The sequence below is a fragment of the Roseitranquillus sediminis genome (assembly GCF_016918935.1).
Classification (GTDB): domain Bacteria; phylum Pseudomonadota; class Alphaproteobacteria; order Rhodobacterales; family Rhodobacteraceae; genus Roseitranquillus; species Roseitranquillus sediminis.
This window is the reverse complement of the sequence record NZ_JAFFOB010000007.1, coordinates 288,664-302,888: the sequence shown is the minus strand read 5'-3', so window position 1 is coordinate 302,888 and position 14,225 is coordinate 288,664. Positions and strand designations below refer to the sequence as shown.

The 14,225-nt window shown below is 68.3% G+C and carries 8 protein-coding genes; 4 read left to right on the top strand and 4 right to left on the bottom strand.

The window, feature by feature from the left end; genetic code table 11:
• Nucleotides 1-69: 69 nt before the first annotated feature.
• From JM664_RS04805 to JM664_RS04795, 3 genes are read left to right on the top strand one after another with little or no spacing between them, the layout of a single operon-like run.
• Entirely contained in the window at nucleotides 70-3,591 is a 3,522-nt protein-coding gene (locus JM664_RS04805) for a Tc toxin subunit A-related protein (RefSeq protein WP_227418766.1), read from the top strand.
• Between the two features lie 12 nt (nucleotides 3,592-3,603).
• Nucleotides 3,604-9,429, top strand: coding sequence for a toxin TcdB middle/N-terminal domain-containing protein (locus JM664_RS04800; protein WP_227418765.1), 5,826 nt, complete (start codon nucleotides 3,604-3,606; stop codon nucleotides 9,427-9,429).
• Between the two features lie 48 nt (nucleotides 9,430-9,477).
• Nucleotides 9,478-9,828: a thermonuclease family protein gene (locus JM664_RS04795; protein ID WP_227418764.1), complete on the top strand. Its 351-nt coding sequence runs from the start codon at nucleotides 9,478-9,480 to the stop codon at nucleotides 9,826-9,828.
• Nucleotides 9,829-10,821: 993 nt separating this feature from the next.
• Here the strand turns inward: JM664_RS04795 and JM664_RS04790 are convergent.
• Together JM664_RS04790 and JM664_RS04785 are read right to left on the bottom strand one after the other, a co-directional pair.
• On the bottom strand, nucleotides 10,822-11,007 hold the full coding sequence (locus JM664_RS04790) for a hypothetical protein (protein WP_227418763.1): 186 nt from the start codon (nucleotides 11,005-11,007) through the stop codon (nucleotides 10,822-10,824).
• A 145-nt stretch (nucleotides 11,008-11,152) separates the two neighbouring features.
• Nucleotides 11,153-11,740, bottom strand: coding sequence for a L,D-transpeptidase (locus tag JM664_RS04785; protein WP_227418762.1), 588 nt, complete (start codon nucleotides 11,738-11,740; stop codon nucleotides 11,153-11,155).
• 175 nt (nucleotides 11,741-11,915) lie between these two features.
• Between JM664_RS04785 and JM664_RS04780 the strand changes: the two genes are divergently transcribed.
• Nucleotides 11,916-12,446, top strand: coding sequence for a CAP domain-containing protein (locus JM664_RS04780; protein ID WP_227418761.1), 531 nt, complete (start codon nucleotides 11,916-11,918; stop codon nucleotides 12,444-12,446).
• On the opposite strand, the gene JM664_RS04775 is transcribed toward JM664_RS04780, so the two are convergent.
• Together JM664_RS04775 and JM664_RS04770 are read right to left on the bottom strand one after the other, a co-directional pair.
• Complete coding sequence (locus tag JM664_RS04775; protein WP_227418760.1) at nucleotides 12,436-12,927, bottom strand: L,D-transpeptidase family protein; 492 nt, start codon at nucleotides 12,925-12,927, stop codon at nucleotides 12,436-12,438. The genes JM664_RS04780 and JM664_RS04775 overlap by 11 nt on opposite strands.
• Before the next feature lie 62 nt (nucleotides 12,928-12,989).
• Complete coding sequence (locus JM664_RS04770; protein WP_227418759.1) at nucleotides 12,990-14,222, bottom strand: class I SAM-dependent RNA methyltransferase; 1,233 nt, start codon at nucleotides 14,220-14,222, stop codon at nucleotides 12,990-12,992.
• Nucleotides 14,223-14,225: the final 3 nt, after the last annotated feature.

Sequence of the window (14,225 nt, the reverse complement as noted above, 5' to 3'; positions counted from 1 at the left end):
CGCCTCGTCGCCGTCTTTTACCCGAACGTCTTTCTTGCCCGACCTTGCAGGCCGTGATGGGAGGAACCCATGGAACCTGCCTATTTCCTCGAGAATCGCTATTCCTTCGTGATCGACTTCCAGCTCTTCCCCGAGCGAAAGACATATGAGGTCGAGACAGCCGAGACCGCCTTTGAACGCAACGTTCAGGCCCAGCTCGCAGCCGCCAACCGCCTGCTGATGGCGCGCAAGTACAGTGCGGCGCTCGCGCGCTACAGGCACGTGCGCGGCATCGTGGCAGTAGCGCTGCGCCCCTCGCTCAGCATCGTCAACGCAGAACTGATCGATTGGACGGCAACCCGCATGGCCGCCTCGGCAGACAGCATCGTCGCCAAGTCGGCGGCCATGCTCGAGGCGCGCAAGCCGGCGCGCTCGGCGCTGCCCGACTCCGTCACCGGAAGCGCCGTCGAGCTCTCCCGCGGCCTCGACAAGACCTTCGACTCGTTCGAGGTGGTCGGCGTCGCCGACGACCAGGCAAAGGTGGGCCGCCTAATCGACGAGGCGACGATCCGCTTCGACGGCGGCAAGTTCCGCGAAGCGGCACAGGCGTTCGAGCAGGCGGCGGCGCTTTCGGGTGATCCCGGCACGCGCGCGGCGTTGCGGCACGACGTGGCGCTGGCTCAGGAGAAGGCCGGTGACCGTGACGACGCGATCCGCACATTGGAGCGGACGTTGGCAGACGACGATCCCGACGTGCGCTCCGAGATCCGGGCCGCGACCATGGCAACGCTGGCCGGCACGCTGGTGCGCCGGGGCGACGACGAGCGGGCGCGGCGCGTCGCGGCCGACCTGCGCGGTCTGCAGAGCGCCGAGAACCTTCACCCGGTGATCAGACCGAACCCGCCGGAGGCCGAGCCGGCGGACCTCTCGCCCGTCCTCTCGCCCGCTGCGCGCGCGAACATCCGCGGTGCCACGCTGCGACGCACCGACCTCGCCGCGCGGCCCGTGACGCCGGTCGCCCGCGGTGGCGAGGCGGTCCTCGGGGGCCGGCTGGCCGATACGCCGGTCCTGAGGCGCGAACCCCCGGCGCGTGAGCCCGCCAGCCGTGACGCCGCCGCGGCCGAGGACCTTGCCGTCATCGCGGCCGAGCCGGCGCGCCTACTGAGTTCCGAGGCCTTCATCTCGCGCAGATCGGACCGGACGCTCGCCGTGCTCGCCTCGGACCACGAGCTGCAGCGGGTCGCGCTCGACAGAAACGCCTCGACAAACCTCTCCGCATTCTTCGAGAAGATCCGCACGACGCGCGACATCGCGGTGCTCACCGGCTACGTCGCGAACCCTGCGACGACGATCGCCTACCTCACCCACGTCTCGCTCTGGGTGATCCCTATGGCGATGGGCGACTGCCTCGCGGCTCTCGGCGACTACGAGGCGGCGGAGGCGGAGTATCTCGGAACGCTCGACTACAAGTACCTCAATGAGGTGGTCGAGGTGGTGAACGTCTGGATCCGCCTCGCCGAGCTCTACAACGACTGGGGCGACCGGCTCTACCGGCACGCCAGAAACGAGATCGAGGAGTTCGGCCCGGCGCGCGAGATGTATTCGCGCGTCCTTCGGCTGGACCTGACCGTCGACGGCGGCTCGCCGCTCTACGCCGCGCCGCGCTTCGTCGCAATGCGGCAGCGGGCGGAGCGCACGATCACGCGGCGCTTCGTCAGCAACGAGCCGGACGACGACAACCCGCGGATCGCCATGGCGCTGATGCACGCGCGGATGCAGCTCTTCAAGATCGACGCCGGGCTCAACTACCTCGGGATCAGCGTCGCGACCCCGCCCTTCAGCTTCGAGTACCTGCAGAACGTCGCACGCTACTTCGCGCAGCACGCCGCGCAGGTCGAGCAGATGTACATCCAGTTCCAGTCCGGCGGCGAGCTCGAGGAGCTGCGCGAGGACCAGATGGCGCAGCAGGTCGAGCTGACGCAGGCATCCGTCGAGCTGGAGCGGCGAGGTCTTGACGAGGCGCAGGCGGGCCTGGAGGTGGCCCGCGCCAACCGCAACGCGGCGCGGGTGCAGCGCCAGAACGCTCAGCAGGCGAACAATGACTTCCAGAACGTCAGGTGGGAGCTGCTGGAGCTGTCCCAGGCCGAGGCGTGGGCGTCGGCCGCCGCCGTAGATGAAGACGACGAAATCAAGCAGACCTGGAACGGCCACTACTACAGCTCGAAGAAGAAGCGCCGCAGCGTGGTGCTGAAGGAGCTGGCCTATCGGCGCGGCAAGATTTCGAACGAGCTCGAGAGCAACCGCCTGCAGCGCGAGATCGCCTCGGCGCAGGCCTATGAGCAGGTGGCCGAGGCGCAGATCGACCAGGCCGAGGCGCGGATCGACGTGGCCCGGCAGCGGATAGAGATGGCCAAGCTGCAGAAGCAGCACGCGCAGGAAAACCTCGATTTCCTGAAGGGGCGCGAGTTCACCTCGGCCATGTGGTACAATCTGGCGCGGGAGGCGGGGCGGCTGACGTCGCGCTATCTCGACATGGCGATCGAGGGCGCCGTAATGATGGAGGTCGCCTATCGCGCCGAGACCGGGCGCGACCTCCGCAAGATCAAGTTCGAGTACGGCAAGACGCACCTGAACGGCCTGCTCGGTTCGGACGCGCTGCTGGCGGACATCGACTACTTCACCCTCGACCACATCCGGACGCGCTCGAAGAAGGCGCCGATGAAGCACTCCGTCTCGCTCGCCGACAGCTATCCGATGGCGTTCGAGCGGCTGCTCGCGACCGGCAGCACCTACTTCGAGACGACGCTGGAGCAGTTCGACCGGCTCTATCCCGGCTTCTACCTGCAGAAGGTCAAGCAGGTGGAGCTGGTGGTGATCGGCCTCAACGGCACCGAGGGACTGCACGGCACGCTGCGCAACATCGGTGTCTCGCAGTTCCGGCAGAAGTCGGGCGAGGTCGAGATGCAGGTTTACCCGGCAGACGTCATGCCGCTCTCGGAATACGACGTGCGGCGCGACGCGATCGTCTTCCAGCTCGACCCGAACGAGCTGAGGCTCTTCGAGAACAACGGCGTGGCGACGATGTGGCGGCTCGACCTGCCGCGCAACACCAACACGTTCGACCTGCGCAACATCCTCGACGTGCATCTGGTGGTCTCCTACGACGGCTTCCACGATCCGGGGCTCGAGACGATGATCCGCGACGCGCTGCCAACCTCGGGCAGCGCCTCCCGCGGCATCTCGCTCAGGCTCTACGCGCCGGACGAGCTCTACTTCCTGCGCAGCCAGGGCACAGCGCGGCTGGCGCTGACACCCGGCCTCTTCCCGGCGAACCAGGTGGACCAGACGCTCACCGGCTACACGCTGAAAGCGTCGGGCGCAGGCGTCGCCGGGCTGCGGGTCCGCGTCGCCTACGAGGCGCTGGGCGCGGAGCATACCTTCGTCCTCGACGCGGACGGCACGGCCGACGGCGCAGCCTTCCTGGACCCGGTCGGGCGGCCGCTCTTCGACACTATGACCTTTACGGTCGAGTCGGACGCGCCTGACTTCGACCTCGCGGGGCTGACCGACCTCGCCCTCTTCGTCGAGTACGACTTCGACTATCGCGGGTGACGGAGCGGCATGATGGAAAGCACCGGCGCCAGCGAGACCGCCTCCTCCCCGCCGTCGGGGACGGGTTTCACTGCAGGGCTGGGCGAGGCCTTCTCGCTCGACCTCAACAGCGGGCAGGCCACCTACGCGATCCCCTTCGACTTGCCCGACGGAATCGCAGGGTTCCGGCCGCGCATTCGGCTGGAATACAGCCACGCGCGAGGGAACGGGGCTTTTGGCCATGGGTGGTCGCTGCAGATCCGAGAGATCGGGCGCCGGCTTGACGACGGGCTGAGCGCGCTCGACACGCGTGAGGTCTTTCTCGACGGGCCTCTCGTGCTGCACGCGCGGGGCGACGGCACCTTCGCGCCGGAGCGCGAGACCGGCTTCACCCACTACCGGCGCGACGGCGACCACTGGGTGGTGACCGAGCGCGACGGCCGCCGCTTCGTCTTCGGCGAGAGCGAAGGCATGCGGATCACCGACCCGGCGACGCCGGACCGGCCCATCGCATGGCTGCTCGAGCGCGAGGAGGACGCCTGCGGCAACGCCGCCGTCTACACGTGGCGTGTCGAGGACGGCTGGGCCTATCCCGCCAGCATCGCCTACGCCACCTATCGCGTCGACTTCGCCTACAAGGCGCGTCCGGACCCCGTTCTGAACGGCCGTGCTGGTTTTCTGCGCCGGATCGGGCTGCGCTGCACGGCGATTGAGCTGCGCCTGGTGGCGGGCGACGAGCTGCTCCGGCGGCTGGCACTCGGCTATGCGCAGGATCCCGCGACCGGGCGGTCGGTGCTGGAGGCGGCGCAGCTTTCCGGCCACCGTGACGGGCAGCCGGCGGTCGTGAAGCCGCCGCTCCGCTTCGACTATTCGCGCTTCGATCCGGACGCGATCTCGGTCCGGCTGGTCGAGGCGGCGCCAGGATCGTCGCAGCCGCCGCCGCTCGACGATCCCGACACGACACTGGTCGTGCTCGACGACCTTCCGCTGCCGGGGGTCCTGAGCCAGCGGAACGGCCGCCATGTCTACTGGCCGAACCGTGGCGACGGCAGCTGGGGCCATCCGCGGATCATGGCGGAGGCGCCCTTCGGAAGCTCCTTTGCCGAGGACGGAGTGCAGCTCCTCGACATGGACGGCACCGGACGGCCCGACATGCTCGTGGGCATCGGCGGCAACCCCCTCAACGGCTATTATCCGAACGCCGGACCGCGCGGCTTCGGCACGTTCGTGGCCTATCCGGCACAGGAGCGGCGGCTACCGCCGTTCGAGAGCGGAAGGGTGCGCCTTGGCGACCTCGACGGCGACGGCGTGGTGGACGCACTCTACAGCACGGAGCGCGGCCTCGTTGCCTACCGCAACGCGGGCCGCGCGGGCTGGGCCGAGCCCTCTGTCGCCGCCGCGCCCGAGGCGCTGAGCCTTTCGGACCCGCTCACCTTCCTCGCAGACATGACGGGCGACGGGCTGCCCGACCTCGTGCGGGTGCGCAGCGGCCTCATCGAGTACTTCGTCAACCTCGGCCGCGGCCGGTTCGGCGAGCGAATCGTGATGGCGTCGAGCCCGCGCCTGCCGGAGGTCCACGCGAACCCCGACCAGATCCTGCTCGTCGACGTGAACGGCGACGGCTGCGCCGACCTCGTGCGAGTCTCGGAGCATGGTATCGAGCTCTGGCTGAACCGTGGCGGCGCCGGCTTCTCCGCGCGCCACCACCAGCCGGTGGTGCCGCAGCCGATCTCCGGCACCATACGCACGGCGGACTTCCTCGGGCGCGGCGCGGCGGGACTCATCTACAACACGCGGCGCGGCGGCGAGGCCGTGGCGGTGCACTACTCCTGGTCGCCGGAGCGGCCGGCGAACCTGCTGACTGGCATCGACGGCGGCACCGGCCTCGTCAGCCGGATCGATTACGCGCCGGCAACCGAGATGGCGCTTGGTGACCGGGATACCGGCCGGCCGTGGACAACGGTCCTGCCGTTCCCGCTCTGGGTCGTGGCGGCGACGGAGGAGACGGACCGCGTGCGCGACCTCACCGTCCGCACCGAATACCGCTACCGTGACGGGCATTTCGATCCGCTCTTCCGCCGCTTCCAGGGCTTCGCGATCGTCGAGAAGCGCGAGATCGGGGACACCAGCCGCGCCGACGTGCTGACGCGCCACCGCTTCCTGATGAACCAGGCGGGGCAGCCCGGCGCCCATCGCGACATGGCGCACCTCGACCGGATGCTGGCGGAGGTGGAGGTCTTCAGCCTCGACGGCTCGCCCGACGAGGGGCGGCCGCTCAGACGCGAGGAGACGGACTACGCGGCCGACCTGCTCGAGACGATGCCGGACGGGGCGCGGCGGGTCTTCGTCTCGGTCAGCGCATCGCGGCGGATCTACACCGACCGGACCGATGATGCCCGGGTCGAGGAGCGACGCTTCACCTATGACGCGTTCGGCAACGTCGTGCGCGAGGAGGCGATCGGCCACGGCACGCGCGACGGCGCGCCAGCCGAGGATCGGAGCATCGTTACCGAGGTCGCCTACGCGACGGATGCGGAGCAGAGCCGCTTTGCCGTTGCGCGCGTCGTGAAGCGGGACGGCGACGGCGGTATCTTGGTCGAGGCGCGCCATTTCTATGACGGACTTCCGGCCGGCCAGATGTCCCGCGGCCTCAAGACTCGGGAGATGCACCTCGTCCTGCCGCGCGCAGACTTCGATGCCCACTACGCGGGGATGGATCCGGCGTCACTCGGCTGCTTCGAGGCGGCGGATGCGGCCGGCCGGCCTGCGGTCTTTGCGCTGGAGGTAGAGCGCACCCACTCTGCGCTGGGACACGTCCTGACGGAGCGGACGGGCGTGGGCCGGCTGACCGAGTCGGCCTACGACGGCGACGGCCTCTACCTCGTGACGGAGCGGGTGAACGGCAAGGAGCACCGCCGCGTCAACGACCCCGCCACAGGCAAGCCGCTGGAGCTGATCTCGGCCTCGGGCGCGCGGGTGCGGATGCGCTACGACGCCTTTGGGCGGATGACGCACTACATGGTCGCCGACGACACCGAGGCGGCACCGACGCGCCTCATCTCCTACGACGACGCCAGCGTTCCGATGTCACGCACCCTCAGCCGGCGGATCGACGCGACGACGCGCGGTGCCACGGTCACCTACTTCGACGGTCGCGGGAAGGAGGTGCAGTCGCGCGTCGAGCGGGCGCCGGGCGAGGTGGTAGTGAGCCCGTGGCTCGTCCAGAACCCGTGGGCGCAGACCGTGACGGAGTACGAACCGACGCTGGAGGCGGACTTGGCGTTCGCGCCTCCCGACCTCGCCGGCCGCGCGCGGCGCGAGGCGTCCTACGACGGGCTCGGCCGCCCGATTTCGTCGCGCAACTACAACGGCGGCACCAGCCGCATGGGCTACACGCCCTTCCGGATCACGCTGCATGATGCGCTCGACGATGTGGCGGGGCACGCGCAGCAGGGCACGCCGCGAGTCGAGGAGGTCGACGTCTGGAACCAGCGCACGTTGATCCGCGAGACGACCGCGGGCGCGACTGTCTCGACGCACTACCGCGTCGGCCTGCTGGGTGAGGTGCGCGAGATCGCTGACGACGCGGGCCGCATCGTCGCGTACACCTACGACCGCCGCGGCAACCGGCTCAAGATCGATCATCGGGACGCGGGCCTGCGCGCGCAGTGGTTCAACGCCGCGAACGAGATCGTGCGGACCCGCGACGGGCGCGGCAACGACGTGGAGATCGTGCGCGACGGCGAAGGCCGGGTGACGGAGGCGCGGGTGAGCGGCCTGGCGGTCGAGGCGTTCGTCTACGACGATGCGAACCCCGAGGCCGACGGCCGCCTGGTCGAGGCCGTCTATCCCGACGGCGCCCAGCGCTACGGCTATTCAGCCCGGGGCCACCTCGTCCGCCACGAGATCGACGTGGTGGGCGACAGCTTCGCCTTCGCCCTTCGGCACGACGACATCGGGCGGCAGGTCACGCTTAAGTATCCCGACGGGACGGAGGTCACGCGCGCGCACAGCCTGAACGGTCTGGTGACGCGGATCGAAGGGATCATCGACCGGGTAGACTACGACGCGCGCAATTTGCCGGTGCGAGTGCTGCACGCCAACGGCGTCGAGACGCGCTTCGACTACGAGCCAGGTGTCGGCCACCTGAGGAGCCAGCGCAGCGTCGGCCCGAACGGCAACGTGATCGAGGACGTGGGCTACGGTTACGACGCGCTGATGCAGCTGGTCCGGCGGGACGATGCCGCGCCCGGCGGCACGAGCGCGATCTACGATTATGACGGGCTGGGCCAACTGGTCCGGGCGGAGATGGAGCGGCAGGGCGCGTCAGAGGTCATGAACTATGACTACGCTGCCGGACACAGCCTCGCCCGCATCGGCGAGAGCGGTGTCACGCTCGCCTATAACGATGCTGCGCACCCGAATCGGCCGAGCAGCATGGCGCGAGGCGGCGGCGCGGCCGAGGATGTGATGCATGACGCATGCGGCAACGTCGTGGCGGTGGGAGGCCGCCGCCTCGACTACGACTTCAAGAACCGGCTGGAGGCGATCCACGAGGCCGACGGCACGGTGATCCGCTACGCCTACGACTATCGCGGGAACCGCGTGCTGCGGCTGGTCGAGGCCGCGGGCGTCGTGCGCGAGACTGTATACCTCGGCCGTCTCGTCGAGGTGCGCGGGGGCCACGCGACGAACTTCGTCGTGATGGACCAGCGGCGCGTGGCGCTCATGCGCGGCGGCGAGCGCCGGTGGATCCACTCCGACCAGGTTGGCAGCGCCACGCTCTTCACCGACGAGAGCGGCACCCGCATCGCAGAGGTGGTCTACCTGCCCTTCGGGACCGAGCGGGCGCGCGCGGGAACGCCGCTGGTGATGACCTACGGACGACACGACATCGACGAGGTGACGGGCCTCGTCTATATGGGCCACCGTTGGTACGCGCCCGACATGGGTCGCTTCCTGACGCCCGACCCGCTCTACCTGCACCAGCCCGAGCGCGCCGACGACGCGCCGGTCAAGCTGAGGCTCTACACCTATGCCGGGAACGGGCCGGTGGATCGGACCGACCCGATGGGCCTGTCGTTCTGGTCGGTGGTGGGTGCCGTGGTGGGCGTCATCGTCGGCATCGTGGTCGCCATCGCCGTCGTGGCCGCCTTCGCCACCGGGATCAGCTTCGGACTTCTCGCCATCGCCGGGGTCATCGCGCTGCTCACCGTCAGCTACGTGGTCGCGGACGCGAACCAGGGCACCGGCATCGGCGAGTTCTTCCGTGGCTTCATGATCGGCCTCAACGCCGGCATGAACGCGACCTTCCTCGCCATGATGGGGCCGGTGGGCGCGTTCCTCGGCGGCTTCCTCGGCACGCTGATCTTCCTGTCGGCGGTCGACAGCATCGCGTCGAACGAGATCTACCAGGGCATCCTCGGCTGGTCGAACTGGCTGATGCCGATGTCGTGGCTGGTGGTCGGCGTCGGCGCGATCATGTGGATACTGAACGGCCTCGGGCACCTCTTCTTCTGGTCGATCCCCAGCATCTTCGGTGGCGGGATCGAGTTCTTCCGCATCGACGGCTTCCGGATGGACTGGTCGACGGGCATGCTCGCGACCCGCGGCGGATGGGTGTCCAACCTGAACACCATCGACACGGCCTACAACATGGGCAACTTCGCCTACGTCGACACGAACTCCGCCGGTTGGCATCTCGACCACGAGGCGGGCCATAACCTCAACCTCGCCGTCTATGGCAGCATCTTCCATTTCATCGGCTTCATCCACGAGATGGGCGCCGGCGCCGGGGCGGGAGCCTTCTCGGAGGTGCAGGCCGACAGCAACGACGGCGGACCCGGTATGTGGAGTTGACCGCAGATGACACGATCCGATCTTGGCCCGGAAGCGCAGGAGGACGCCATGCCCCTCATCGAGCCCGCCTACACCTACCGCGGGGTGATCCGCTCGATCTATGACGGCGACACGATCCGGGTCGACCTGGACCTCGGCTTCTCCACGTGGATCCGCGACCAGTCGCTGCGCCTCTACGGAATCGACACGCCCGAGGTCCGCGGGCCCGAGCGGCCGCAGGGGCTCGTCTCGAAGGCATGGCTCGAGGCTCGGATTCCGCCGGAGACGCACGTCATCGTGGAGACGCTGAAGGACAAGACCGGCAAGTACGGTCGGTATCTGGCGATCATCTGGCACGAGGGCGTCAACCTCAACGAAGCGCTGGTCGCCGAAGGGCTGGCCGAGCGGTATCTTCTGTGACCGTCTCGCACTCAGTCGGAGGTTTGGCTCGGATGGACGTCGACAGCCAAGCGCCGGAAAGGCTCCGCCTCGGATCGCCGAGCTGGAGCGCCTGGTTGGCAAGTAGGCACTCGAGCCGGAGGTTCTAACGAGTCGGATAGTTCTCCGTCCCGCACCGCCTGTCCCGGCAGGGGCCGTATAATCAGGTGGAGACGAAACGCCGAACCAGCGGCCATCGCCCGGCATCACGCCGGGTCATGGCCCGACTTCGGCGCGAGATTTGAACCTGAACCCTAGAACAAGAAGAAGGGCGCAACGCGTCCTCAGAAGTTAGCCAGCGGGAGGTCTCCATCTGTGGGAAACCCTCGCTCCGTCGGACTCCAGGACAACTTCCGCATTGGCACCGATCGGGATTCCGAGCATGTCGGCATAGGTACGACGATCGTCTCGACGCAGCCGTTCGAAGCGGACAAGCGTGTCGAGGGGCGCCGTGATGCTGATCTGTCCATCGCGCGGAGCCTTTCGGCTGGCCACAGCTCCGGAGAAACGTCCGCCTGCCTCGTCCAGCGGCATCGCGGGCCGTGATGCTGGCTCGAACTGACGCAACCGGTCCAAATGAAGCGACCGCGGAATGGTATCGAGTTCGCCGAGCCGCCCGACCCCGCTCCGCCGCGTTCTAGGCACCACTTCCGCGGCACACGCGTGCAGCCATTGACCCCCGTCGCAGTAGCTCAGTGCGAACGGACAGGCCGATCAGCAACATCAAGGCGGGCCACTCTCGCCGGAGCGCCGCTTGAACGGATGCTGAAGACAGAAGAAGGTGCGATGACCCGCAGACCTGCCGTACATCCTCAAGCGGGCGTGGCTGTTCCGCAGCATTCCGTGCCGGGCGAAACGTCAGCGCCGTCAGCCCAGCCTGAAACGGAAAACGGGCGGCGGAAAGACCGCCGCCCGTGTTCGACAAGTCGGAACGGCTCCGGATATCTTCGCCGCCTGTCTCCGACTTTAAGTCGTTCAGTGGTTCGACGCGGCGATCGCGGCGACCACGGCCAGCAGCAGCAGCGGAACGACGATGCCGCCAGCGGTGCCGCCCGTCTCCTCGACGATCACTTCCGGCTCCATCACGGGCTCGACGATGTTGCCGGCAAAGCTCGACGTGGCAGCCAGCGAAAGGGCGGCGGCGAGTGCGATTTTCTTCATTCTGACCTCCAGTATTCGCCTGCGCCACAATGAGGTCGGCGACAAGCAGACAAGATAAGTACCTCGTGAGGGCATCTAAACCAGTTTCCTCACACCTCTTCAAATCCCCTTCCGCAGGCGGAAGTTCCGAGACCTGCGGTTGTGGTCAAATAAGCAACACCTGTGCGCCGTTATCCACCAGCGCGAAGAGCTCCGCGATGTGCTCGTTGTAGAGGCCGATGCAGCCGTTGGACGAGCGGCGCCCGATCTTGCGCGTGTCGTGGGTGCCATGGATCCGGTAGTACTGCCACGAGAGATAGAGCGCGTGCGTGCCGAGCGGGTTGTCCGGTCCCGGCGGTATGTAGTCGGGCCACTCCGGGTTGCGCTTCTTCATCGACGGCGTCGGCCGCCAGTCCGGTCCCTCGACCTTACGCACAACGCTCGTGCGGCCGAGTCGCGTCAGTTCGTCCGAGAGCGGGACGCTCGTCGGGTAGAGCTTGTAGACCCTCTGGTCGTGGGACCAGAAGTGCAGAGCGCGCGACGCCGTGTCGACGAGGATGGCGCCATTGCGCGTGCTCGAAAAATAGGGACGCCAGTCGAGCCCGCGAAAGCTCGAGATGTTGCGCCGTGTGCCCGCCGACAGCTGGTCGCGGAACTCAATCCCCTGTGCGACGGCCGGAGCGGCGCATGCCGACGCGACGGCGGCGACGCTGTTGCCGAGGAAGCGGCGGCGATGGAAGCGAACTTGTTGCATCTTTCAGGCTCCTAACCGGTCAATGCGACATGGAAGGATACGCTTTTCGGAGTCGGCAAACAATCGAGGTTCGACGGCGGCGGCCCGCTGCCGCCGCGGAAGAACGATTTGAACCTCTTGCCAATCGTGGATAGAGCATCAACCTCTGTCGTCTGCTGCCTCTGCCCGGTGCGCCATGAAACGATCCAGCCTGCTTCTCGTTCCCGCGTTCCTCGCGCTCGTCGCCTGCGCCCCCACCGCGGAGCCGCGACTCGACGCGCAGGGTCGGCCGCTGCCGCAGGTCTACCGGATCCGCGCCTCGCAGACCGACGAGATCCAGTTCCGCCTGCTCGACGCCGTGAACTCGTTGCGCCAGGCTTCGGGTGCGCAGGCGCTCCGGCTGGACTCGCAGTTGAATGCCGCCGCGCGCACCCATTCGCGCGACATGGCGGTCCAGAACCGGCCTTGGCACTTCGGGTCGGACGGATCGTCGCCGCTCGAGCGCGTGAGGCGCGTCGGTTACAGCGGAACCTTCCTGGGCGAGACGATTTCGGAGACGTTCGAGACCGAGATCGAGACGCTCGGCGCCTGGATGAATGACCCGGCCACCCGCCGGATCATCCTCGACAACCGCGCCACCGACCTCGGTTTCTCCTGGTATCAGGAGAACAACGGCAAGATCTGGTGGACCCTCGTCACCGGGCGCAGCGGCGGCCTTACGGGTTGATGACCACCACCGTGCCGTCGCGCACCATCGCGTAGACGTCTTCGATCTCGTCGTTCTTCACGGCGATGCAGCCGGCGGTCCAGTCTCGCCGCTTGATGCGGCTCTTCGATTCGCCGTGGATGAAGATGTCGCCCCCCGGATCGAAGCCCGCGGCGCGGGCAACGTCGACATCCACAGGCCGCGGGTAGTCGATCCCGACCGAGAGGTGAAACTGGCTCTCGGGATTGCGCCGGTCGATCGTGTAGACGCCCTCGGGCGTCCGGCCGTCTCCGCGCGCGACCTTGTGTCCCTCCGGCGCGAAGCCGAGGTCGATGTCAAAGGCCCGCAGCACCTGGTCATGGTGCATCAGGTACATCTTGCGGGAGTTCTTGAAGACCTGGACCTGGGTCACCTCCGGTCCGTCATACGTCTTGAACTTGGAGGCGCAGCCGCTCACGGCCAGCGCCATCGCGACGACAAGCATCGCCCGTAGAAAGTGCATGTCACTGCCCCAGTTGTCGTTTCTTTGTTTTGGCCTGTTCTACAGCAGTTGAGCGCCGTCTCCTATGCCCTTTCTCGCCTGCCGGGCGCGACGAAGCGCGCGACCAGCTCCACATGCGGGCTCCAGCGGAACTGATCCACGACCAGCACCGGCGCCATCGCATAGCCCGCGTCGACCAGGATACGCGCGTCGCGGGCAAAGGTGCCGGGGTTGCAGCTGACGGACACCACTACCGGCACGCGCGCCTCGGCCAGCGCCCGGGTCTGCGCCTCCGCCCCGGCCCGGGGCGGGTCGATCACCGCCGCCTCATAGGCCGCAAACTCCGCCCGCAGGAGCGGGCGGCGGAAGAGGTCGCGCACCTCGGTCGTGACACGCCGCAGCCCGGTCGAACCGCGCCAGCCGACATCCAGCGCCGCCAGCAGCGCCGAATCGCCCTCCACCGCATGGACCTCCGCTCGCTCGGCGACGGGAAGCGTGAACGTCCCTGCTCCCGCGAAGAGGTCCACGACTCGCCGTGTACCGGCAACGGCATCGCGTACCGCGCCGACCAGCGCGGCCTCACCCTCTTCCGTTGCCTGGAGGAAGGCACCGGGGGGCGGCGTCACGCTCGCACGCCCCATCGCCTGCGTCGGCGGTGCCGACAGCGCCACAACCTCGCCGTTCCAGGCCAGCCGCGCGATCGGATGCGCCCGCACGACCGCCGCAAGCTCGCCTCGCAGCGCCGCATCCGCCGCCTTCGCATCGCTCACCGCGACGTCAAGGCCGTTGCGCGAGCGCGCGACGTGCAGCGTGATCTCGCCCTTCCGCGAGCAGCCCAGGAGCGTCAGCGCTTCCAGTGCCGGCAGGCCTGCCATCAGGTCGGGGTGCAGCAGGCGGCACTCGGGAATCGCGGTGACGCTGGCGGAGGCACGGAAGTGAAAGCCTACCATCGCGCCGCTCTTGGTGCGCCGGCCGGAGAGGACGGCGCGGCGTCGAGACCGCGGCGGGGAGGTCCTCACGCCGGCGATCTCGACCGCCACGCCCTGCTGCGACAGCGCGCGGCGGACCTGATCGGCCTTCCACCCTTCGACAAAGCCGTCGCGTGCATGCATCAGGTGGCAGCCGCCGCAGACGCGATAATGCGGGCAGGGCGCCGTCACACGCTCTGCCGAGGGCTGCAGGATGCGCGGCGCGTCGATGCGGCCGGCTTCGACCACGCCCTCCACCACCTCGCCCGGCAGCGTGCGGGGAACATGAACCGGCCCCGGCGCAAAGCCGTCGCCGCGGCGGCCTAGCCGCTCGATCGTCAGGCGCATCGC